This is a genomic window from Microbacterium hydrocarbonoxydans (genome assembly GCF_011752045.1).
Lineage (GTDB): Bacteria > Actinomycetota > Actinomycetes > Actinomycetales > Microbacteriaceae > Microbacterium.
In genome coordinates this window covers 1,007,244-1,030,577 of record NZ_JAAKXW010000001.1, presented here as the reverse complement: position 1 = coordinate 1,030,577, position 23,334 = coordinate 1,007,244, and the positions used below count along the sequence as shown (strand labels likewise).

Below are 23,334 nucleotides of genomic sequence, written 5' to 3'. Positions count from 1 at the left end.
CTGTACGCCGCTCGCGAACGACGGAGGACTGCTGTGGACCGAACCCGGCCTGTGAAGCTCGGCCTGGGCGTGTGGGCGCTGATCGTGGCGCTGATCGCGCTCGTCGTGCTGACCTTCCTGCCGACGCCGTACGTGATCCAGCGTCCGGGCCCGGTCTACGACACCCTCGGCACCGCGGCGGGTGCGGACGGCGAGCAGGTGCCCCTGATCAGCGTCGAGGGTGCGGAGACCTACGAGACCGGCGGATCCCTGGACCTCACCACCGTGCAGGTGGTCGGCAACCGCGAGCGCACGCCGAACTGGTTCGAGCTCGCCTTCGCCTGGATGGACTCGTCGCGCGCGGTCGTGCCGCTGGAATCCGTCTTCCCGGCAGGCGTCACGACCGAGCAGCGGGACGAGCGCAACGCGACGCTCATGGTCGACTCGCAGCACGAGGCGACCGCGGCGGCGCTCTCCGAGCTGGGGCATGACACCGGTGCGCGGGTCGTCGTCGTCGAGGCCGTCGAGGACATGCCCGCAGACGGTCTGCTCGAGGAGGAGGACGTGATCGCCGCCGTGGACGGCACGGCGGTCGAGTCCGCCAAGCAGCTGCGGCAGGCGATCCAGGATGCCGAGGGTGAGGCCGTCGAGCTCACCGTCCTCCGCGCGGGCGAGGAGCAGACGGTCGAGGTGACGCCGGAGCAGCACACCGAGGGCGACCAGACGACCTGGCTGATCGGCGTGACGCTCCGCACCGACTACGACTTCCCCTTCGACGTGACGATCCAGCTCGACAACGTCGGCGGCCCGAGTGCCGGCATGATGTTCGCGCTCGGCATCATCGACACCCTCACCCCCGGCCAGCTGAACGGGGGAGAAGAGGTCGCCGGCACCGGCACGATCGAGGCCGACGGCACCGTCGGCCCCATCGGCGGCATCCGTCAGAAGCTCTACGGAGCGCGGGGCGCCGGGGCGGACTACTTCCTCGCCCCCGAATCGAACTGCGACGAGGTCGTGGGTCACATCCCCGACGGACTGACCGTGATCCGCACGGCCACGCTGGAGCAGTCGCTGGACGCGCTGGAGGTCATCGCCGACGGCGGGGACGTCGGTGGGCTGCCTCGCTGCGAGACCGCCGAGGGCTGAGCCCAGCCCGGTGCGACGCGTGCGCCCGTGACCTCCCCGTGACAGGGATGACAGCCGGGGCACAGCGCGCGTGCCTAGGATGGGACGGTGACCTCGACTTCCGCTCCGAATCCGGCCACGCCTCGAGCCTCGCGGCGAATCCTCGGCACCTCGCTGGCGATCATCGCCGCGCTGATCGCCGCGTTCTTCGTCTTCGCCTCGCTCTACACCGAGTTCCTCTGGTTCGACCAGGTGGGCTTCGCCGGCGTCCTCACCACGCAGTGGATCGCGACGGCGGTGATGTTCACCGTCGGCTTCCTCGGAATGGCGGTGCCCCTGTTCGTCGCCATCCAGCTCGCCTACCGGCTCCGGCCGGTGTACGTGCGGCTGAGCTCGCAGCTGGACCGCTACCAGGAGGTCATCGAACCGCTGCGCCGTCTGGCGATGTGGGGCATGCCGATCTTCTTCGGCCTCTTCGCCGGCTTCTCCGCCGCCAGCCAGTGGAAGACCGCCTGGCTGTGGGCGAACGGCGTCGCCACCGACGCCGTCGACCCGCAGTTCGGCGTGGACACCGGCTTCTACATGTTCGCGATGCCGTTCTATTCGATCCTGCTCGCGTTCGTCTCGGCGGTGCTGCTGCTGTCGCTCCTGGTGACCGCGCTGGTCTCCTACCTGTACGGCTCCGTGCGCATCGGGCAGGGCGAGCTGCGCATCTCCAAGCCCGCACGCATCCAGCTCGCCGTGATCGCCGGCCTCTACCTGCTGGTGCAGGCGGCGAGCCTGTGGCTCGACCGCTTCAAGACCCTGGTCGCCCCTGACGACCGCATCACCGGCGCGGCGTACACCGGCGTCAACGCCACGATCCCCGGTCTCGCGATCCTCGCGATCATCGCGGCGCTGGTCGCGGTGCTCTTCTTCGTCACGGCCGTCATCGGCCGGTGGCGCTTCCCGCTCGCGGCGACCGCACTTCTCATCGTCGCCTCCCTCGTCGTCGGCGTCGGCTACCCGTGGGCGGTCACCACCTTCCAGGTGCGGCCGAACCAGAACGCCTACCAGGCCGAGTACTACCAGCGGAACATCGACGGCACGAAGGAGGCCTTCGGCGTCGCCGACCTGGAGACCACCGCGTTCGAGGCCGAGACCGAGGCCGAGGCCGGTCAGCTGCGCGAGGATGCCGAGACCACGGCGTCGATCCGCATCGTCGACCCGACCGTGATCAGCCCGACCGTCCGTCAGCTCGAGCAGTACCGCGGCTACTACCAGTTCCAGGAGGATCTGGATGTCGACCGCTATGAGATCGACGGCGCGATGCAGGACACCGTGGTGTCCGTGCGCGACCTCGACATGGACGGCGTGGACAACACCTGGAACAACCGGGTGGCGGTGTACACCCACGGCTACGGTCTCGTCGCCGCGGCGGGCAACCAGCGCACGAGCGACGGGGAGCCGGTCTTCCTCGAGCGCGGCATCCCGACGTCGGGGTTCCTGACCGAGCAGGAGAACTTCGAGCCTCGCGTCTACTTCGGCGAGAACTCGCCCGAGTACTCCATCGTCGGCGCTCCCGACGGCGCGGATGCGGTGGAGATCGACTACCCCCGCGGCAAGGACGGATCGAGCGAGACGAAGACGACCTTCGAGGGCGACGGCGGACCGCGGATCGGCAACACCTTCACCAAGCTGCTGTACGCGCTGAAGTTCCAGTCCGAGCAGATCCTGTTCTCGAACCTCGTGAACGAGGACTCGCAGATCCTCTACGACCGCGACCCGAAGACCCGCGTGCAGAAGGTCGCCCCGTACCTCGAGCTGGACAGCGACCCGTACCCGAGCGTGGTGGACGGCCGCATCGTCTGGATCGTCGATGGCTACACGACGAGCTCCACGTACCCGTACTCGACGAGCGTGAGCCTCTCGGAGGCGATCGCCGACTCGAACCTCCCGTCGCCGACGCTCGCGATCGACGAGATCAACTACATCCGCAACTCCGTGAAGGCCACGGTCGACGCCTACGACGGCTCCGTGACGCTGTACGCGTGGGATGACGAGGATCCGGTGCTGCAGGCCTGGCAGAAGGTCTACCCGTCGACCGTGCAGCCGATCAGCGAGATGTCCGCCGACCTGATGAGCCACGTCCGCTACCCGACCGACCTGTTCAAGGTGCAGCGCGACATCCTCGGCACGTACCACATCGACAGCGCGGGCTCCTTCGCGCAGCAGGACAACCGGTGGCAGACGCCGAACGACCCCCGTCGCGACGACGTGCTGCAGCCGCCGTACTACCTGACGATGCAGATGCCCGGTCAGGATGCGCCCCGCTTCTCGATGTTCTCGACGTTCATCCCCTCGGCCACCGGCGGCAGCAACCGCGACGTGCTGATGGGCTACCTCGCCGTGGACTCGGATGCCGGGTCGAAGGCAGGGGAGAAGGCCGAGGGCTACGGCCAACTGCGCATGCTGGAGATCGACACCGACACGACCGTGCCGGGGCCGGGTCAGGTGCAGAACACCTACAACTCCGACACGGCCGTGGTGCCGCAGCTCAACCTGCTCCAGCAGGGTGAATCGGAGGTGCTCTACGGGAATCTGCTGACGCTGCCCGTCGGCGGCGGACTGCTGTACGTGCAGCCGGTGTACGTCCAGTCGTCCGAGGGCACGAAGCTGCCGCGCCTGCAGAAGGTGCTCGTCGCCTTCGGCGACAAGGTGGCCTTCGAGGACACCCTCACCGCCGCGCTCGATGCACTGTTCGGCGGTGACGCCGGCGCCACCGGCGGCGACGACGAGGTCGAGCCGACCGAACCCGATCCCGGCACCGGAGAGGTGCCGACGGAGCCGACCGAGCCGACGGATGCTCAGGCCGAGGCGCTGGCCGCAGCGCGTCAGGCGCTGCTGGACCGCGAAGCCGCCCTGAAGGAGGGCGACCTGACGAAGTTCGCCGAAGCCGACAAGCGTCTGACGGACGCCGTCAACACGCTGCTCGAACTGGACGCCGCGACGGGCGAGGGCTGACCCACCCGCCGCGGACCGTCCGGTCGCGGGATTCACGAGAACAGGCGGATGCTCCTCAGGCGTCCGCCTGTTCTCGCTTCCGGAGCGCGATCCGCGGGTCCCGCGCGCACGCTCCGATCAGGAGCAGCTGACGCAAGGCGGACGCGGGACGCCTGAGCCGCGAACCCCAGTGCGGCGGGCCCCGGCGCGGCCGTTGGCGCGTCGTGTGCTCCCACGCGCCGAGGTTTCCCTGACCCCGGCGCGGGCTTTAGTCCAATGCATTGAATTGAATACTGCCATCATGGCAGACGCGTGCAGGCGACGTGGTGAGCCGAGGATCGGATACCGGCATACAGTGGGCGGCTTCGCCGCGCACTGCCGTTCCGACACGACGATGGAGCGTCGCAGAGGAGGTCGGGGACCGAGAGGCGCGCGCGATTCGCGGACCCTCTGCATCCGTGATAAGCTATCCCTTGTGCCGCGGGGTGGAGCAGTTCGGTAGCTCGCCGGGCTCATAACCCGGAGGTCGCAGGTTCAAATCCTGTCCCCGCAACAAAGAAAAGGCTCCTGATCAGGGAATAACTGATCAGGAGCCTTTTGCTTCGAGAGCTGTTGCGTGCTCCGGAGTCAGACGTTCCGCCCGGGACGCGCCCGCTCTCAGGGTGCTTTAGGAATCGGCGCACCCGGCCCGCTAAGCTGGTGGACGTGCCGCGGGGTGGAGCAGTTCGGTAGCTCGCCGGGCTCATAACCCGGAGGTCGCAGGTTCAAATCCTGTCCCCGCAACGAGAGAGAAGGCCCGATCCGTCAGGATCGGGCCTTCTCGCGTCCGGCGAGGGCTGGTCGAGCGCCTGCCGGAGGATGCCGGAGGGCGCGAACCGTGCGCGGATGGGGGAGGATGTCGTCATGCCTGAGACCGCAGCCGTCCCCGTCGCCGTGTGCCAGTTCGCCCCCTCCGCCTCCCGCGAGGGGAACCGGGAGCGCATCGCCGAGCTCACGGCGCAGGCGGCGGCACGCGGCGCGCGCGTGGTCGTCTTCCCCGAGTACTCCAGCTACTTCGTCGATCCGATGGACGCGACGCTCGCGGCGAACGCCGAGGACCTCGACGGGGAGTTCGTCGGCGCGCTCGGCGCGCTCGCCGGCGACCACGGCGTGGTCATCGTGGCCGGACTCGTCGAGCGCGCGGGCGACGGCCGGCGCGTGCGGAACACGATCGTGGCGGTCCGCGGCGACGGCATCCTCGCGACCTACCGGAAGCAGCACCTCTACGACGCGTTCGGGCAGACCGAGTCGGACTGGATCGAGGCCGGAGAACTCGGTGGCGCAGCGGTCTTCGACGTGGCCGGAATCCGGTTCGGCCTGATGACGTGTTACGACCTCCGCTTCCCCGAGGTCGCCCGCACCCTGATGGATGCCGGCGCCGATGCGCTCGTGGTCCCTGCCGAGTGGGTTCGCGGGCCGCTCAAGGAGCACCACTGGACGACCCTGCTGGCGGCCAGGGCGATCGAGAACACCGCCTATGTCGTCGCCGCCGACCATCCGGCCCCGATCGGCGTCGGGCACTCGCAGGTCCTGGACCCGCAGGGCGTGGTCATCGCCGGCGTCGGCGCAGCCGACGGGATCGCCACCGCTGTCGTCGAACGGGCGGCGATCGAGCGCGTGCGCGCCGCCAACCCGTCGCTGCGGGTGCGCCGCTACCGGGTCGCGCCCGCCTGACCGAACGCCGCGAGCCGCGACGCGGCCTCTTCGAGCACCTCGATCCGCTTACAGGCGGCGAAGCGCACGAGACCGGCGTAGTCGCCCTGCCTGGACTCGGCGACGAATGCGGAGAGCGGGATCGCCGCGACGCCGGCCCGCTCCGGGAGCGTGCGGCAGAAGGCTGCGGCATCCGTCCCGCCGAGCGCCGTCGCGTCGGCGACGGTGAAGTACCCGCCCTGCGGCGCCAGTGCCGTGAAGCCGGCCGCACGGAGACCCTCGCCGAGGATCTCGTGCTTGTGCCTCAGCGCGGCGGCGGCATCCGTGAAGTAGGCGTCCGGGAGCCGCAGCCCCACGGCCACCGCGGGCTGGAACGGCGACCCGTTCACGTAGGTGAGGTACTGCTTCACGGTGAGCACCGCGGTGATCAGGTCTGCGGGTCCGTGCACCCAGCCGATCTTCCAGCCCGTGGTGGAGAAGGTCTTGCCCGCGGAGGAGATCGTCAGGGTGCGCCCGGCGGCGCCGGGAAGCGTGGCGATCGGGGTGTGCGGGGCGGCGAACGACAGATGCTCGTAGACCTCGTCGGTCACGATGACGGCGTCGTGGAGCTCCGCCAGCCGGACGACCTCGGCGAGCACCTCGCCGCCGAACACGGCGCCGGTGGGGTTGTGCGGGTCGTTCACGAGGATGATCCTCGTGCGATCGCCGACGGCCGCGGCCAGGCGCTCGAGGTCGGGCTGGAAGTCCGGCGCGTGCAGCGGCACGGTGACCAGTCGCGCTCCGGCGAGGGCGACCGCGGCCGCGTAGGAGTCGTAGTAGGGCTCGAACACGACGACCTCGTCGTCCGGGCCGTCGATGAGGGCCAGCAGCGTCGCCGTGAGCGCCTCGGTCGCGCCGGCCGTGACGATGACCTCGGTCGCGGGATCGACCTCGAGCCCGTAGAAGCGCCGCTGGTGCTCGCTGATCGCGGAGAGCAGGTCGGGCACGCCGCGTCCCGGCGGGTACTGGTTCGCGCCGCCGGCGATGGCCGCGCGTGCGGCCTCCAGCACCTCGGCGGGTCCGTCCTCGTCGGGGAACCCCTGACCCAGGTTGACCGCGCCGGTGCGGACCGCCGCCGCCGACATCTCTGCGAAGATGGTGGGCCGGGCGGATCCGTCTGCCGCGAGGAGTCCTGCGCCTGCCGCCGTGCGCCGCCATGCGCCGGGAATGACACTCATGAAGAACAGGCTAAGGCCATAGCGGAAACTCACCCTCGACATAAGAAACGCACAGACACGGGCGTCACTCTGAAGGGGCGTTGTTGAAGGAGCACACCATGAACGAAGACAGCACCCAGGACCACCCGGCGCCGGCGTCGAACGACGCGGCGCCGTCAGAGCAGGCAGCAGCGGTCGTCGACGGATCGACGACGGAGGCCGCCACCGAGAGCATCTCCGCCGCGGCGGCCTCCGCCTCGCCGGCGCCGGTTGCCGAGGCGGCCTCCGCCCCGGCACCGGGGCATCAGCTCCCGCCGACGTTCGCCTCCGGGCCGGCAGGAGGCGATGCCGCGCTCGTCGCCTCGGCGCCGTCCTTCGCCGCATCGGCTCCGTCGATCCCTGCCCCGTCGGACTCTGCGCCGTCGGCTCCGGCACCGTCCGCTCCTGCAGGCACGGCCGCGACGGCACCCGGTGCGGCCTTCGGCATCCGCCCCGGCGAGCAGCCGACCACGCCCCTCCCCGGTGGAGCGCCGTTCGGCTTCGGAGGTCCCGGAGATCCCGCGTCCGGCGCTGCGGACGGGAAGGCCCCGAAGCCGCGCAGCGGCGTGAAGTTCGCGGCCATCGTGGTCGCGGCCGCGCTGGTCGGAGGCGTCGCCGGGTTCGGCGGCGGAGCGCTCATGGCAGGCATCTCGAACCAGAACTCGACCGGGGTCGCGGAAGGACCGCAGACGGTCACGGTGAACAACCCCGGCTCGGTGAACGAGACCACCGCGGTGGCCACGGAGGCGCTGCCCTCGGTCGTCACGATCGAGGTAGCGGGTTCGCAGGAGGCCGGCAGCGGCTCCGGCGTGATCATCAGCGACGACGGGTACGTGCTCACCAACACCCACGTGGTGACGCTCGGCGGGGCCGTCGCGGATCCGACGATCCGGGTGACCACCTCCGACGGACGCATCTACGAGGCGACCATCGTCGGGACCGACCCGATCTACGACCTCGCCGTGATCAAGCTGAAGGACGCGGAGGACCTCACGGCGATCGATTTCGCCGACTCCTCGAAGCTGAACGTCGGCGACACCGCCGTGGCGCTGGGCGCTCCTCTGGGGCTGTCGAACTCGGTCACCACCGGAATCGTGAGCGCCCTGAACCGCAGCATCCAGATCGCGTCGTCCGCCCTGCCGGATTCCTCCGCCGAGGACGCTCCGGAGGAGCAGGAGACGCCTGAGGAGGGCGAGGGGCCGTTCCAGTTCGACATCCCCGGCACGACCCCGCAGCAGGGATCGGAGTCGATCTCCATCGCCGTGATCCAGACGGATGCCGCGATCAACCACGGCAACTCCGGTGGCGCGCTCGTGAACAGCAAGGGCGAGCTGATCGGCATCAACGTGGCCATCGCCAGCTCCGGCGGCTCGGAGGACTCCGGGTCGATCGGCATCGGATTCGCGATCCCCTCGAACATCGCCCAGCGCGTCTCCGAGGAGATCATCGCCGACGGCAGCGCCACCCACGGCCTGCTCGGAGCCTCGGTCCGCGACGCCGCGAGCGTCGAGGGCGCCACCGTCGCCGGCGCATACATCGCCGAGGTGACCGGAGGCGGCGCGGCGGAGGAGGGCGGTCTGAAGGCCGATGACGTCGTGACCGCGTTCAACGGCGTTCCGATCACCAGCGCCAGCGACCTCACCGCCCAGGTGCGGGCGGCGGCCCCGGGCAGCGACGCCACCGTCACCTACGTCAGGGGCGGCAAGGAGTACGAGGTCGACGTCACGCTGGGGGAGCTCGCCGGCTGACGGCGAAGGGCTCCGGCACGCAGAGAAGGACGCCACCCGCGCGATAGGCTCGCGGGGTGGCGTCCTTCTCTTTCGGCTCCGGCAACGCGGCGAAGCTGCTCCGGATCCCGCTGTACGCCGCCGGCCGACTCGGCACCCTGCTCGTGCCGCGGGGCAGCAGATGGGTGTTCGGGTGCGGAGCCGGCATCGGCGACGGCGCCCTCGCCCTGCAGCGTCTCGCCGCCGGTGAAGGGCATGACACGATCTGGCTGACCGCTTCCGAGCGGGAGGCGCGCGATGCCGCCGCCCTCGGCATCCGCAGCGTGCCGAAGAGCGGACTGCGCGGCTGGTGGGCGACCGCCAGGGCGGGGGTGGTCGTCGTCACGCACGGCCTCGGCGACGTGAACCGCTATGCGAACGCGGGAGCATTCATCGTCCAGCTCTGGCACGGCATCCCGCTCAAGCGGATCGGCCTCGACTCGCCGGCGACGACGCAGGTCCCCGCCGTTCCCGGCGCGGCGCTGCTGCGACGCCTCATCGGTCTTCTCTACCGCGGCGCCGCCCAGCGCATCCGCGTGCTTCCCGCCGCCTCGCACCGGTCCCGCGGCCGCCTCGAATCCGCCTTCGGGCTGGGCGGCGACCGCGTGGTCGTGACCGGCGAACCCCGCGTCGATGTGCTCTCGGCCGGCTCGGCGGAGGAGCGCCGTGCGGCGGCATCCGCTCTGCTGGAGCGCACGGTCGGCTCGCTGCCTCCGGGTGCCAGGACCGTCCTGTACGCCCCCACCTGGCGCGACGGCGCCCCGGACCCGGCCGTGCCGAGCGCCGCGCAGTGGGTCCGGATCGTCCGCGTGCTCGAGGAGCACGACGCCGTGCTCCTGGTACGGTCCCACCCCCTCGGGGAGGGCGGTTACGCGCCGCCGATCCCGACGCGGCGAGTGCGGATGCTGGGCTCCGCCGTGCTCCCGGACGTCACGCCGGCGCTCCCCGCCGTCGACGCGCTGGTGACCGACTACTCCTCGATGGCGTACGACGTGGGTCTGCTGGCGATGCCGGTGCTGTTCCTCGCCCCGGACGCCGAGGAGTACGCCCGCGTCCGGGGGTTCTACGGCCGGTTCGAGGAGGTCGCCGGTGCCGACGCGGCGGAGACCTGGGAGCGGCTGCTGGAGCAGCTGAGCACCCTGCTTCGCGACGACGACACGTTCGCGGAGCGGGCCGCACGGTCCGCCGCTCTCAGCGCGGAGATGCACGCGCACCGAGACGGCGGCAACACCCGCCGCGTGTACGAGGCGATTCGCTCGCGGGGCATCCCCGCGCCGAAGGGAGCAGCATGACAACGGCCCTGATCGACGAGGCGACGGAGTCGCTGGTCATCTCCGGGGACGGCGTGCGCCCGGCCGGCGCCGACCTGATCGGACCCCGCGCGCGCGTCGCGGCGCGGATCACCGGCGGTGGGAAGACGTGGAAGGCGACCTTCCCCCTGCGCGCCGCGCGCTGGGGCGGGCCGGAGCTGCCGCTGCCGGCGGGGGACTACGAGCTGCGGATCGGCGGAGCCGACCTCGACGGACTCGACCTCGACGGACTCGTCATCGCCCCGACCGTGCTGAGCGGCGTCCGCCTGGCCGTCTCTGGCGCGACCGTGCACATCGGCGCCCCCGTCGATCCGGTGTACGAGACCCCCGAGGGGCAGTCGACCCTGGAGGAGCGCTACGTCGCCCAGGCAGGTGGCACCGAGAACGCCGTGTTCTTCGAGAGCTTCTACGGCCGCAGCGTGGGCTGCAACCCGCAGGCGATCGACCGTGCCCTGGCCGCGGAGGCCCCGGGGGTACGGCGGTACTGGAGCGTCGTCGACCTGTCCGTCGTCGTGCCGGACGGCGCCGTGGCCGTGGTCGAGGGAAGCCCCGAGTGGTGGCGTGCTCGCGCGGCGGCCCGGCTCCTCGTCGTCAACGACTGGCTGCGCCGCCGCTTCGCCCGCAAGACGGGCCAGAAGGTGCTCCAGACCTGGCACGGCACGCCGCTGAAGCGGCTGGCCCTGCACCGCCCGGGCTTCGACCCGCGGCGCATGGCAGCGGTGATCAAGGAGTCGCGCCGCTGGGACGTCCTGCTCGCGCAGAACTCCTACTCCGAGCGCATCCTCCGCAAGGCCTACGCGTTCTTCGGGCGTCCGATCTGGGTGGAGGGCTATCCCCGCAACGACGCGCTCGTCACCGGTGATCCGGCGTCCATCCGCAGCGCGCTCGGCATCACCGCGGGGGAGCGGGTGCTGCTCTACGCGCCCACCTGGCGCGACGATCGCGCGGAGATGGTCGACTTCGTCGATCCGGCGGAGCTCGCCAGGGCGGCGGACGCCGTGATCCTGGTGCGGGGCCACTCCCGCACGATCGACACCGGGCGGGACCGCTCCGGTGCCCGGGTGATCGACGTGACCGGATTCCCGGAGACCGCGCAGCTGCTGCTCGCCGCCGATGCGCTCATCACCGACTACTCCTCGGTGATGTTCGACTTCAGCGTCACCGGCAAGCCGATGTACTTCCTCGTGCCCGACCTCGACCACTACCGGGGGAAGCTCCGGGGCTTCTACTTCGACCTCGCCGCCAGGGCGCCCGGCCCGCTGGTGCGGAACCAGGACGAGCTCGTGGCCGCGCTCGGCGACGCCGGGCACGAGAAGCGCTACGCTTCCCGGTACGCGGCCTGGCGCGCGCAGTTCAACACCCGTGACGACGGCAGGGCCGCCGAGCGGGTGGTCGCGCGCATCCTCGATCAGGGATACGTCACTCGCTGAGCGGCGCTACGGCAGCGGCGTGTTCCGCGTGCCCAGACGTGAGGCGTCCACGGTGTCGCCGGCGCCCTTGAGCACGCCGCCGAGGAAGCCGAGCCCCCAGGACACGTGCATGGTGGGCAGCACGAGGAGGGTCCACAGACGCTGGCGGATGCCGCCGCCTCCCGGGGCGACCGCGACCGCGATCACCAGCAGGACGTAGGCGGCGAGCGGCAGGTAAACCGCCGACGCGATCATCGACGGGATCCCTGTCAGGACGCCGGTGAGCTGGAGAGCGCCGATCACGACGGCGAGGCCGACGAGCAGCACGAGCGCCGGCGGGGCGAAGTACCGCAGGCCGTTGCGGCGACCGAAGCGGCGGACGAGCTCCCCGCGCCAGGCTCCGGTCGCGCGGAACTGCCGGGCCAGTCGCAGCCAGCTCTCCCGCGGCCAGTAAGTCACGGACAGCCGAGGGTCGAACCAGACACGATGCCCGGCCTGACGGATGCGCAGGTTGAGCTCCCAGTCCTCGCCCCGGCGGATCGACTCGTCGAACAGTCCGACCTCGTCGAGCACGACGCGGCGCATCACGCCGAGGTACGCGGACTCCGCCTCGCCCTCATGCGCGCCGCCGTGATAGGCGCCTCCACCGAGGCCGACCGGGGAGTTGTAGAGCCGTGCGACCGCCTTCTGGAAGGGCGTGCGTCCTTCCGCGTGCATCACGCCGCCGACGTTCGCCGCTCCGGTGCGGTCGAGGGTCTCGAGCGCCAGGGCGGCGTAGCCCGGGGCGAGCTCGGAGTGGGCGTCGACCCGGATCACGGTGGCGTACCGGCTCGCGCGGATGGCGGCGTTCAGGCCCACCGGGATGTGGGCGGCGGGGTTGTCGACGAGGCGGATGCGGTCGTCCGCTGCCGCGAGGCGCTGGGCGAGGTCCGTCGTGCCGTCGGTGGACGGGCCGAGCGCGAGCACGAGCTCGGCGGGCACGTCGAGGTCCTGAGCGAGAACGGACGAGACCGCGTGCTCGAGGTACGCCCGCTCGTTGAGCACGGGCATGACGAAGGAGACCCCGGGGAGGGGCTCGGTCGATTCGGGGTCTCGCACCTGTCGATCATGTCACGGGCTGCTCGGAGGTTCGCTGATCACGGGCTCCTCGGAGGTTCGCTGATTACCGTCGGGCAGATGGATCTCCTCACCGACGCGAAGAAGGCCTATCGTCTGATCAGCCGTGCCGCGGGGTCGCGCGCCGCCGCGCAGCGGGTGCGGCGCCGGATCGGGCCCATGGAGCGAGGGCGCTTCCGGATCGCCGTGTACTTCGCCGACTCCGCCGTGAACATGTACCAGATCAGGCAGTGGTACCGCCCGCTGGCGGCACTCGCCGAGCGCTGGCCGGTGGTCGTGCTCGCCCGCTCTGCGGTCGGTGCGGAGGCGCTCCTCGACGACGGGGCGCTGCCGGTCGTCTACGTGCCGAAGATCCGCGACATCGAGGACTACCTCGACACGCAGGACATCCGGATCGTCCTGTACGTGAATCAGAACACCCGGAACTTCCAGATGTTCCGGTACGGACGGCGCTGGCATGTCTTCATCAACCACGGCGAGTCCGACAAGGTCTACATGGTGAGCAACCAGTTCAAGGCGTACGACTACGCGCTGGTCGCGGGTCAGGCGGCGCGGGACCGGCTCTCCCGCGCGCTCTGGGACTACGACGTCGACCGACGGACGATCGAGATCGGCCGGCCTCAGGCCGACCACTACCTCGCGGACCCTCCGTATCCGGCGGACGACCGCACGGTGGTGCTGTACGCGCCGACCTGGGAGGGAGACCGCGCCTCGATGAGCTATGGCTCGGTGATCACCCACGGCGAGACGCTCGTCACGGCGCTGCTGGCCACCGGCCGGCACCGGGTCGTCTACCGCCCGCATCCGCGCAGCGGCGTGAACGACGACGCATACGGGGCGGCGAGCCGCCGCATCATCGCGGCGCTCGCCGCCGCGAACGCCGCGGACCCGACAGCCCATCACGTCCACGATGACGGTCCGGAGATCGGCTGGCAGATCGCCGCGGCGGATGTCGCGATCGTCGACGTGTCGGCGATGATCTACGACCGGCTCGCGGTGGGACGCCCGCTGCTGGTGACGCGTCCGGCCGATCCCGAGGCGGTGATCGATGACGAGGGCTACCTCTCGGCCTGCGAATGGCTGAGGGCGGAGGATGCCGGCGCCGTGGCAGCCGAGGCCGATCGGGTCCTCCACGACGATGAGGCCGTCGCCCGGCTCGGCCACTGGGTGCGTCACCACTTCGGAGACACCTCGCCGGGTGCGGCCACGGCGAAGCTGCACGCGGCGATCGAGCGGCTGCTCGCCGACTGGGAGCGCTGGAGGGCGCGTGAGGGCGCGGCGTCGCCGCGAGTTCCGCGGGCCGCCGCCGCACCGGAGGAGGACGACGACGGACGGCCCGAGATCTGAGCGGCGCGCAGGGCGGGGCTCCGGGTCGTCACGCATCTTCGCGACATTCCTGGACTCAGTACTCTGGAGGGATGGGTGCAGTTTCTGACGCGAAGAAGGCCTACCGTCTGCTGAGGCACGCTCTCGCGTCCCGTTCCGCCGTGCAGCGCGTGCGCCGCCGGCTGTCCGCTCTCGGGCCGCACCCGCATGACCACTATCGGATCGCGGTCTACTTCGCCGACGGCGCAGTGAACATGTACCAGATGCGGCAGTGGTACCGTCCTCTCGCCGAACTGGCCGAGCGGTGGCCGGTCGTGGTGCTGTCCCGTCAGGCGACGGGAGCGGAGAAGCTCCTCGACGAGGATGCCCCGCCCGTGGCGTTCGTGCCCACCGTCCGCAACCTCGAGAAGTTCATCGCGAAACAAGACATCCGCGTCGTCCTGTACGTGAATCAGAACACCCGGAACTTCCAGATGTTCCGGTACGGACGGCGCTGGCACGTGTTCATCAACCACGGCGAGTCCGACAAGATGTACATGACCACGAACCAGTACAAGGCGTACGACTACGCCCTGGTCGCGGGTCAGGCGGCGCGGGACCGGCTCTCCCGGACACTCTGGGACTACGACATCGACAAGCGCACGATCGAGATCGGCCGACCGCAGGCCGACCACTACTCCGGCGCGCTTCCCTACACGCCCGATGACAGGGTGGTCGTGCTCTACGCGCCGACCTGGGAGGGAGACCGGCCCAGCGCCCACTACGGCTCGATCGCCACTCACGGAGAGGCGCTGGTCACCGCGCTCCTCGCCACCGGCCGCCACCGCGTCATCTATCGCCCGCACCCCCGCAGCGGTGTCGTGAACGCCGAGTACGGGGCCGCGCACAAGCGGATCATCGCGGCGATCGAAGCGGCCAACGCGACGGACCGCACGGCCCAGCACGTGTACGACGACGGTGCGGACCTCGGCTGGCAACTGGCGGCGGCGGACGTCGCCGTCGTCGACATCTCCGCGATGGTCTACGACAGGCTGGCGGTGGGCAAGCCGCTGATGATCACCCGCCCTGCTGACGAGCGTGCCTCCGTCGACACCAACGGGTACCTCTCCGACTGCGAGTGGCTCACCGTGGACGGCGCCCGCGACATCGTCGCCGAGGTCGAGCGCGTCCGCGCCGATGAGGCCGCGATCGCCCGCCTGAGGATGTGGGTGCAGCACTACTTCGGCGACACGACGCCGGGCGTCGCCACCGCGAAGTTCCACGCCGCGATCGAGCGGCTCATGGGCGAATGGGATGCCTGGCATGCCCACGAGATCGGTGCCGTCCGGGTGGACGAGGACGATGACGACGAAGAAGGCGTCGGCGAGGACGACTGAGCATGGAGCTGTCCGCATCCCGCCGGATCGCCGCGCGCCTCGAGGTGCTTCCCGAGACCGGATCGACCAACGCCGACCTCCGTGCGCTCGCCGCCGACGCCGCCGCGTGGCCTCACCTCTCGGTGCTCCTCACGGAGCACCAGACGGCGGGTCGCGGGCGCCTGGATCGCGTCTGGACCGCGCCGGCCGGGTCGTCCGTGGCGATCTCGACGCTGCTGCGTCGCCTGCCGGAGATCGACGTCCGCGGCTGGATCCCGCTCGCGGCGGGAGCGGCCATGGCCGATGCCGTCGCCGCGCAGCTCCCCGGGCATGACGTCTCGGTGAAATGGCCGAACGACGTGCTCGTCGACGGCCGCAAGATCTGCGGCATCCTCGCCGAGGCCACGGCGGACGCCGTGATCGTCGGCACCGGCGTGAACACGGCGATGACGGCAACCGAGCTCCCCGTCCCCACCGCCACCTCGTTCGCCGCGCTCGGCGTCCAGGCGGATGTCGACCGGATGCTCGCCGACTACCTGCGTGCGCTCGACGACCTCGTCGCGGAGCTCGCCACGACCGGCGACGCTGTGCGCAGCGGGCTGCACGGGGCCGTGACGGCCCGCTGCGGGACGCTCGGCCTCGACGTCCGCATCTCTCTGCCGGGTGACCGGATCCTCGAAGGGGTCGCGACCTCACTCGACGCCGACGGGAGGCTGCTGGTGGTCGCCGACGGGGCCGAGCACACGGTCTCCGCAGGCGACGTCGTGCATGTCCGCCCTGCCGAAGACTGACACGCCCGTCATGCGAGCGCCGATGTCCGGCCCTGCAGGCACAATGGAGGGGTGACCCAGCCCGTGACGCTCGGCGGACGGCCGACGATGCCGCCACCCGGCGTGCCTGCGGAGGAGCTGCTCATCGCACGGTTCCGGGGCCACGCCCGCCGGTTGGCGTGGTCGGCCCTGCTGCTCATCGTCGCGTGCGGCGCCACGGCCTACTTCCTCGGGAATCTCCCGGCGCCCTTCGAGGACTGGATGCTGCTGACCGCAGCGGGTGTGCTCGTCGTGGTCGCCGTGATCGTGCCCTTCGTGATCTGGTACTCGCGCACGGTGACGGTCACGACCCGGCGCGTGATCGTGAGCGAGGGGATCGGCGCGAGGAGCCGGCGGGAGATGTCGCACGCTCGCGGTTACACCATCGGCGTCCGCCGCGGCATCCTGCAGCGGATCTGGGGAGTCGGCACGATCACCCTCTCGAACGGCGTCGACGCCCCGCTCCGCCTCTCCAACGTGCCGAACGTCACTCTCGTGCACGAGACTCTCGCCGATCAGATCGAGGTCAGCCAGATCCTCGCCCATCGCGATGCGCAGACGGGGCAGGACGCCGCGACAGGGCTCTGAGCGCCCGCGCCGACCGCGTCGAGACGTCCGCGGCCGTGCGTGACCGTGTGATCTGCTTCCGCAACCATGCGGGAGAATGGTCAGGACGAATGGAGGCGGCATATGACGCTGCGTGTGGGCGTGATCGGCGGAGGCCAGCTGGCACGGATGATGATCGCTCCGGCGGTCGAACTCGGACTCGACCTGCGGGTCCTCGCGGAGGGTGAGGGCATGTCGGCCCAGCTGGCGGCCACGGCCGTCGGCGACTACCGCGATCTGGACGCCGTCCGGGACTTCGTCAAGGACGTCGACGTCGTCACCTTCGATCACGAGCACGTGCCGCAGGACGTGCTCCGCGCTCTCGTGGCCGACGGCGTCGCCGTGCACCCGGGGCCCGACGCTCTGCAGTACGCGCAGGACAAGCTGGTCATGCGCGCGCGGCTCGGCGAGCTCGGCATCCCGCAGCCCGACTGGGCCGCCGTCCGCGACGCCGGCGAGCTGCAGGCCTTCCTCGACGCGCACGACGGCAGGGGCGTGGTGAAGACCCCGCGGGGCGGCTACGACGGCAAGGGCGTGCGCGTCGTCCGCGGCGCGGGCGAGGCTCAGGACTGGCTGGACGCGCTCGCCGACGATCAGGCCCTCCTCGTCGAGGAGCTCGTCGGCTTCGTCCGTGAGCTCGCCCAACAGGTCGCCCGCCGCCCCGGCGGACAGATCGTCGCGTATCCGGTCGTGGAGACCGTGCAGCGCGACGGCGTCTGCGCCGAGGTGCTCGCACCCGCGCCGGCGGCATCCGAGCGTCTCGTGCGCGTCGCCGAGGGCATCGGCCGCGCGATCGCCGAGGGGCTCGGCGTCACCGGCATGCTCGCGGTCGAGCTGTTCGAGACCGACGACGAGCGCATCCTCGTCAACGAGCTCGCGATGCGGCCCCACAACAGCGGCCACTGGAGTCAGGACGGCGCGATCACCGGCCAGTTCGAGCAGCACCTGCGGGCGGTCGCCGACCTTCCGCTGGGCGATGCCTCGCCCCGTGCGCCGTGGTCGGTCATGGTGAACATCCTCGGCGGTCCCGCGGAGGGCACGCTCGATGAGCGCTTCGCCGCGGCGATGATGGAGCACCCGTCCGCGAAGATCCACACTTACGGCAAGGCGCCGCGCCCCGGCCGCAAGGTCGGGCACGTCAACGTCTCAGGGGACGACCTCGACGACGCCGTGTACGAGGCCCGCGCGGCGGCGGCGCACTTCGCCTGAGCCGGGGGAGCGTCACACTCCGCCAGGGAGGCGTGCCGCTGGGGGTTTCTCCCAGCGCCGGCCCGTACCCTGTTCAGGTGACTGAGCCGCTGCACTCCTCCGCCGCACCCCTGGTCGGCGTCGTGATGGGATCCGATTCCGACTGGCGCGTGATGAGCGACGCCTCCCAGGCGCTGACGGACTTCGGCATCCCCCATGAGGTGGAGGTCGTCTCCGCCCATCGCACTCCGGACAAGCTCATGCAGTACGCCCGCGAGGCGCGCGGCCGCGGCATCCGGGTCATCATCGCCGGGGCCGGGGGAGCGGCCCACCTGCCGGGCATGCTCGCGTCCATGACGCCGCTGCCGGTGGTCGGAGTGCCCGTGCCGCTGGCCTTCCTCGACGGCATGGACTCGCTGCTCTCGATCGTTCAGATGCCGGCCGGCATCCCCGTCGCCACCGTCTCCATCGGCGGCGCCCGCAACGCGGGCATCCTCGCCGCGCGCATCCTCGGGACAGGGGACGATGCGCTGGCCGACCGCGTCGAGGCCTACGCCCGCGACCTGGAGGCCCAGGTCGCCGAGAAGAACGATCGGCTGAAGGGATCGCTGTGACCCTTGCGCCGCCGCGTGTCGCGGCGCGACCCCTGATCGAGACGCGGCCGCTCCGCAACCCCGATGTCACGGACGCCGCTCTCATGGCGAAGCGCGGCTGGTGGCTGGTGGCGCTCAACGTTCTCGTACCCGGGTCGGCGCAGGTGCTGGCAGGCAGTCGCCGTCTGGGCCGGTTCGGTCTCGGGGCGACGCTGCTGGCGTGGTTCCTCGTGCTCCTCTCGGGCGGTCTCGCGCTCTTCGCGCGTCCCACGCTGCTCTGGCTCACTGTCGGCGCAGGGTGGTTCTCGGCGGTCGTCCTCACGCTCGTGCAGGCGCTGCTGATCGGCTACCTCCTGCTCTGGGTCGTGCTGACGCTCGATGCGCTGCGGCTCGTCCGCCTGGTGAAGGTCGACGGCCTCTCGAAGCTCGCGATCCCGCTCGTGGCGCTGCTGCTGCTCGGGCTGATCGGCAGCGGGACCGCCTATGCGGCGACCGTGGTCGGCTCGGCCCGCAACACGATCAGCACGATCTTCGGGCAGAGCGGGCCGAGCCTGCCGCCCAGCGACGGCTACTACAACATCCTGCTCCTCGGCGCCGACAGCGGTGAGGGGCGCGACTCCATGCGGTTCGACAGCATCTCAGTGGTCTCGGTCAACGCCGCCACCGGTGCCGTCACGATCACCGGCATCCCGCGCGAGCTTCCGAACGCGCCGTTCAGCGAGGGGAGCCCGATGCAGGCCCTCTATCCTGACGGATTCGAGGGGCACAGCTCTTCGAGCTGCGGATGGAACGGCTGGATGAACCACGTCCGCAACGCCGCGGAGACCTGTCGCGAGGACGCGGGGGCCGGCCTGTATCCGGATGCCGCCGCGCACGGATCCGAGCCCGGCATCGAGGCGACGAAGGATGCGGCGGAGGGAGTGCTCGGCATCGAGATCCCGTACTACGTGTTCGTCGACATGCACGGCTTCGCGGCCCTCGTGGACGCACTCGGGGGCGTGGACATCAACGTGACGGAGCGGCTGCCGGAGGGCGGGGGACCCGCCTACGAGGGGCAGCCCGTGGAGGAGTGGGCGACCGGCTGGATCGAGGTCGGGCAGCAGAAGATGGACGGCGAGACCGCGCAGTGGTACGCCCGCTCCCGCTACACGACGAGCGACTGGGACCGCATGAAGCGCCAGCGCGAGCTGCAGGAGGCGATCCTCGCGCAGTTCACGCCGCAGACCGTGCTCACCCGGTTCAACGAGGTCGCCGCTGCCGGCACGGCGCTGATCAGCACCGACCTGCCACAGGACAAGCTCCCGGAGTTCTTCGAGCTGGTGACGAAGGCGAAGAAGCTGCCCGTGACCACGATCGAGCTCACGCCCGAGTTCGGGGTGGACGAGCACGAGCCGGATTACGCGCACATCCACGAGATGATCCAGCAGACGCTGCATCCGCCGACGGAGACCCCCGACCCCGCGCCCTGAGCGCAGGCGTGGCGCTCCCGGGCGCGCTTCCAGGCTCGGCCCGGGTGCGCGATTACGCTGGACGCATGAGTGCTCGGCTGCGTGTTGTCCTTGATCAGCTGGTGCACGTCGTGGATGCCGACCAGGCGTCGGCATCGCTCGACCTGGCCGCGGGACTCGTGGCGACCTCGCCGGCCGGCTGTGACGTTGAGGCGATCGCGCCGGCGGGCGCCTCGGTCTCCATCCGGGGCCTCGCGGGGGTGCGCACACTGCCGCTCGCGCGCCGCGAGCTGGCCGCATCCTGGCAGCTCGGCCTGACGCCGGGGGTCGGCGGCGGGCTGATCCACTCGGCGACCCTGATGGCGCCGCTCGTGCGGCACGACAGGGTGCACGACAACGACCAGACCACGGTGACCCTGTGGGATCTTCAGGCCTGGGAGGCGCCGGAGACGCTCTCCAAATCGGCGGTCGTCTGGCAGCGCGCGATGCTCAAGCGGGCCGTGAAGTACGCGGATGCCGTGGTCGTCCCGTCGCATGCCATGGCAGAGCGGCTGGCCGAGCTGAAGCCGAAGCTGGGGGAGCGGATCCGGGTGATCGCCGGCGCGGCGCCGGAGGGGTTCGCTGTGCCCGATGACGCTGACGCGCGCCGCTCGGAACTCTCGCTCCCTTCTCGCTATGTCGCCCTGTGCGGTGATGCCGATTCGCTCGAGACCGGATTCCGCGGTGCCATCGCCGCCGGACTGGATGCCGTCGTTCTGGATGCGCCCGAGGGGGCGGAGCCGCGCCTGTCGGAGGTCGCCGTCGCGGCGGGCCTTCCGGAGCACCGCGTGCATGTCCGCGGTGTCCTCTCCGTCGAGGACAGAGCTGCCGCGCTGGGCGGAGCGTCAGCGTACGTCGCCACGAGCACGCGGAGCGCCTGGCCGTGGCGGGTCGTCGAGGCGATGACGCTGGGGGTCCCCGTGGTGGCGGCCGAGAGCGGCGTCCATCGGGATGTCATCGCCGACGGCGGCGCGATCGTGCCGGTCGCCGATCTGCCGGATGCCGTCGCCGATGCGGTCGGCGCGGGAGGCGTGCGCCTGCGAGTGCTCGGCGAGGACCGCTCCCGGGCGTTCTCGTGGATGGGATCCGCGGAGCGGGTGTGGGGTCTGCACGCCGACCTGTGACCTGCTGAGCGCACGCTGGGGGTTTCGGCGACACGCCGCCTTCGTGCGCGTCTTCTCCGGTACCAGTGGCATCATTCTGCAACTTCAGTCACACTGGTCACATGTCTCGATGCGCCCGAAGCTCTCGAAACGCCGTGAGGGCGTCCCGGCTATTCGCCACATTCGCCGCCGTGGCGGCGCTCGTCGTGGGGATTCTCGTACCCGTCTCCGGTGCATCCGCCTCCGTAGCTTCGGGCCTGGCGGGTCGAGACATCAAGGCGACGCTTGTCGGGTTCAGTGCGGGAAACATCATCAGCGATGCCGTGTTCACGAACAAGAGCACGATGACCGAGGCGCAGATCCAGACGTTCTTCAACAGCAAGGTTCCGAAGTGCCTCGGCGGTTCGGACAAGTACGGCCCGATCGTCTGTCTCAAGGACTACAAGGCGACCTCCGTGAACCGCCCCGCGGACGCGTACTGCAGCGGCTACACCGGGGCGACGAACGAATCCGCAGCGCGGATCATCTATCGCGTCGCGCAGTCGTGCAACATCAATCCTCAGGTGCTGATCGTGATGCTGCAGAAGGAGCAGGGCCTGGTGACGCACACCTGGCCCAGTGCCTGGCGTTACAGCAAGGCGCTCGGCCAGGGCTGCCCTGACGGTGGCGTCGCCTGCGATCCGAACTACGTCGGGTTCTTCCACCAGATATACGGCGCCGCCCGCCAGATGCAGATCTACATGGAGGGCAAGTGGTTCACCTGGTATGCGCCGGGGAAGACCTGGAACATCCTCTGGCACCCGCCGGTCGAGGTCTCACCCGGCGTCTGGAAGGATGTCTGCGGAAGTTCGCCGGTGTACGTCGCGAACAAGGCCACGGCGGCGCTCTACTACTACACGCCCTATCAGCCGAACGCCGCGGCGCTGCGCGCGGGCTACGGCGAAGGCGACAGCTGCTCCGCCTACGGCAACCGGAACTTCTACAACTACTTCACGGACTGGTTCGGGCCGACGCTCACGTCGACGTTCTCGGATGCTCGCGTCGTGGTCAACGGCTACGTCACACCCGGACAGGTAATCACCGCAACCGGAGTGTTCACTCCCGCCGCCACCACCACCACATACCAGTGGTATCGCGACGGGCAGGCGATCGCCGGCGCCACGCAGCGCGGGTACTCGGTCACGGCCGCTGACGCCGGTCACACGCTCGAGGCGAAGGCGACCGCCAAGCGCCTGGGATACGCGGACGTCACGGCGGTGTCGGCGAAGTACGTGCCGAAGGCGATCACGGTCGATCGGATCGCGGGCGAGAGCCGCGAGCTGACCGCTGTCGAGGCATCGCGCGCTGCCTGGCCCTCCGGAACGCGCACCGTATACATCGCGGGAAGTCTCGGATTCGCGGATCCGCTCAGCGCCACAGCCGCGGCGGGCCGGGCTGACGCATCCCTGCTCCTGACCCCGCCGACCGCGCTGCCAGACGCGGTCGGCGACGAGCTCACGCGGCTCGCTCCTACGCGAGTCGTGCTGGTGGGCGGCACAGGGGTCATCAGCGACGAGGTGTTGAAACAGGTAAAGACTCGCGTGCCGGCCGCGCAGGTCGTGCGCGTCTCCGGGCCCGATCGCTACGCGACGTCTCGTGCGATCGTCGAGCAGAGCGGCGCATCGGAGAGACTGATCCTCGCGACGGGTGAGGACTATCCGGATGCGCTGAGCGCGGGGGCGGCGGGAAGCGCGAGCCGCACGCCGCTGCTGCTCGTGAACGGGACAGCGAGCGCCGTGGACGCCGCGACGCTGGCGACGATCCGCAAGATCAGCGCCAAGACCATCACGGTCGTCGGCGGTACCGGCGTCATGAGCGAGGGCATCGTGGCGCAGCTCACGTCTATGGGATTCGTCGTGAAGCGGCTTTCCGGTAGCGATCGGTACAGCACGAACGCCGCAGTGAACGCCGCATACTTCCCCAGCACCGCGCTGAAGGCTCTGCTGGCCGCCGGCGGAGGCTTCCCGGATGCGCTGTCCGCATCCGTCCTGGCAGGACGCTGGGGAGTGCCCCTGCTCCTCACCGAGCAGAGTTGCGTCGTCCCGGCTGCGGCGGACTTCATCCGGCAGCGCGGTACGAGTTCCGTGGTCATCGTCGGAGGCGCCGGAGTGCTGAGCTCGGACGGAGTGGAGCAGCTCCGGCGTTGCGGCTGACGCAATCGGGCTCAGCCACCGTACGGCAGGCAGTGGATAGGATTGATCAGGCCCGATCCCT

The 23,334-nt window shown here is 70.5% G+C and carries 17 protein-coding genes and 2 tRNA genes; 17 read left to right on the top strand and 2 right to left on the bottom strand.

Annotated elements, in window-relative coordinates:
• Positions 1-33: 33 nt before the first annotated feature.
• The 5 genes from G6G98_RS04860 (at position 34) to G6G98_RS04840 (ending at position 5,799) form a co-directional block, all read left to right on the top strand.
• On the top strand, positions 34-1,125 hold the full coding sequence (locus G6G98_RS04860) for a YlbL family protein (RefSeq protein WP_164233476.1): 1,092 nt from the start codon (positions 34-36) through the stop codon (positions 1,123-1,125).
• 87 nt (positions 1,126-1,212) lie between these two features.
• Positions 1,213-4,107 carry a UPF0182 family membrane protein gene (locus tag G6G98_RS04855; RefSeq protein WP_067350500.1) on the top strand — a complete coding sequence of 965 codons (2,895 nt, stop codon included), beginning with the start codon at positions 1,213-1,215 and terminating at the stop codon, positions 4,105-4,107.
• Between the two features lie 458 nt (positions 4,108-4,565).
• Positions 4,566-4,639 (top strand) — tRNA-Met (locus G6G98_RS04850).
• A gap of 156 nt (positions 4,640-4,795) precedes the next feature.
• Positions 4,796-4,869 (top strand) — tRNA-Met (locus G6G98_RS04845).
• 120 nt (positions 4,870-4,989) lie between these two features.
• The gene (locus G6G98_RS04840; RefSeq protein WP_164233478.1) at positions 4,990-5,799 is read left to right on the top strand and encodes a carbon-nitrogen hydrolase family protein; all 810 of its coding nucleotides are present in this window, start codon (positions 4,990-4,992) and stop codon (positions 5,797-5,799) included.
• On the opposite strand, the gene G6G98_RS04835 is transcribed toward G6G98_RS04840, so the two are convergent.
• Positions 5,778-6,995, bottom strand: a complete 1,218-nt coding sequence (locus G6G98_RS04835; RefSeq protein ID WP_067350507.1) for an aminotransferase class I/II-fold pyridoxal phosphate-dependent enzyme — start codon at positions 6,993-6,995, stop codon at positions 5,778-5,780. The genes G6G98_RS04840 and G6G98_RS04835 overlap by 22 nt on opposite strands.
• Positions 6,996-7,093: 98 nt before the next feature.
• Here G6G98_RS04835 and G6G98_RS04830 point away from each other — a divergent pair, with 98 nt between their 5' ends.
• Genes G6G98_RS04830 through G6G98_RS04820 form a run of 3 tightly spaced genes read left to right on the top strand, consistent with a single transcriptional unit; the run spans position 7,094 to position 11,519 of the window.
• Entirely contained in the window at positions 7,094-8,761 is a 1,668-nt protein-coding gene (locus G6G98_RS04830) for a S1C family serine protease (protein WP_164233480.1), read from the top strand.
• A 56-nt stretch (positions 8,762-8,817) separates the two neighbouring features.
• Positions 8,818-10,071 (top strand): CDP-glycerol glycerophosphotransferase family protein, encoded by a 1,254-nt coding sequence (locus G6G98_RS04825; protein WP_164233483.1) that lies wholly within the window; start codon positions 8,818-8,820, stop codon positions 10,069-10,071.
• Positions 10,068-11,519 (top strand): CDP-glycerol glycerophosphotransferase family protein, encoded by a 1,452-nt coding sequence (locus G6G98_RS04820; RefSeq protein WP_164233485.1) that lies wholly within the window; start codon positions 10,068-10,070, stop codon positions 11,517-11,519. Before G6G98_RS04825 ends, G6G98_RS04820 begins: the two co-directional genes overlap by 4 nt.
• Positions 11,520-11,525: 6 nt before the next feature.
• Here the strand turns inward: G6G98_RS04820 and G6G98_RS04815 are convergent, their stop codons facing one another.
• Positions 11,526-12,596, bottom strand: a complete 1,071-nt coding sequence (locus G6G98_RS04815) for a glycosyltransferase family 2 protein (RefSeq protein ID WP_164233487.1) — start codon at positions 12,594-12,596, stop codon at positions 11,526-11,528.
• A gap of 78 nt (positions 12,597-12,674) precedes the next feature.
• On the opposite strand from G6G98_RS04815, the gene G6G98_RS04810 reads away from it, so the two are divergent.
• The 9 genes from G6G98_RS04810 to G6G98_RS04770 all read left to right on the top strand — a co-directional run bounded on the left by G6G98_RS04810 (position 12,675) and on the right by G6G98_RS04770 (position 23,273).
• Entirely contained in the window at positions 12,675-13,961 is a 1,287-nt protein-coding gene (locus tag G6G98_RS04810; protein WP_164233489.1) for a CDP-glycerol glycerophosphotransferase family protein, read from the top strand.
• A gap of 71 nt (positions 13,962-14,032) precedes the next feature.
• Positions 14,033-15,316, top strand: a complete 1,284-nt coding sequence (locus G6G98_RS04805; protein ID WP_164233491.1) for a CDP-glycerol glycerophosphotransferase family protein — start codon at positions 14,033-14,035, stop codon at positions 15,314-15,316.
• A gap of 2 nt (positions 15,317-15,318) precedes the next feature.
• Positions 15,319-16,086: a biotin--[acetyl-CoA-carboxylase] ligase gene (locus tag G6G98_RS04800; protein ID WP_164233493.1), complete on the top strand. Its 768-nt coding sequence runs from the start codon at positions 15,319-15,321 to the stop codon at positions 16,084-16,086.
• 87 nt (positions 16,087-16,173) lie between these two features.
• On the top strand, positions 16,174-16,692 hold the full coding sequence (locus G6G98_RS04795; RefSeq protein WP_164233924.1) for a PH domain-containing protein: 519 nt from the start codon (positions 16,174-16,176) through the stop codon (positions 16,690-16,692).
• Positions 16,693-16,794: 102 nt separating this feature from the next.
• Entirely contained in the window at positions 16,795-17,919 is a 1,125-nt protein-coding gene (locus tag G6G98_RS04790; protein WP_164233495.1) for a 5-(carboxyamino)imidazole ribonucleotide synthase, read from the top strand.
• A 125-nt stretch (positions 17,920-18,044) separates the two neighbouring features.
• Positions 18,045-18,512, top strand: a complete 468-nt coding sequence (gene purE / locus G6G98_RS04785) for a 5-(carboxyamino)imidazole ribonucleotide mutase (RefSeq protein WP_164233925.1) — start codon at positions 18,045-18,047, stop codon at positions 18,510-18,512.
• Positions 18,509-19,960, top strand: coding sequence for an LCP family protein (locus G6G98_RS04780; RefSeq protein ID WP_208321424.1), 1,452 nt, complete (start codon positions 18,509-18,511; stop codon positions 19,958-19,960). Before purE ends, G6G98_RS04780 begins: the two co-directional genes overlap by 4 nt.
• A 65-nt stretch (positions 19,961-20,025) precedes the next feature.
• The gene (locus G6G98_RS04775) at positions 20,026-21,102 is read left to right on the top strand and encodes a glycosyltransferase (protein WP_164233497.1); all 1,077 of its coding nucleotides are present in this window, start codon (positions 20,026-20,028) and stop codon (positions 21,100-21,102) included.
• 170 nt (positions 21,103-21,272) lie between these two features.
• Entirely contained in the window at positions 21,273-23,273 is a 2,001-nt protein-coding gene (locus G6G98_RS04770) for a cell wall-binding repeat-containing protein (protein ID WP_208321423.1), read from the top strand.
• The last annotated feature ends 61 nt before the right edge of the window (positions 23,274-23,334 follow it).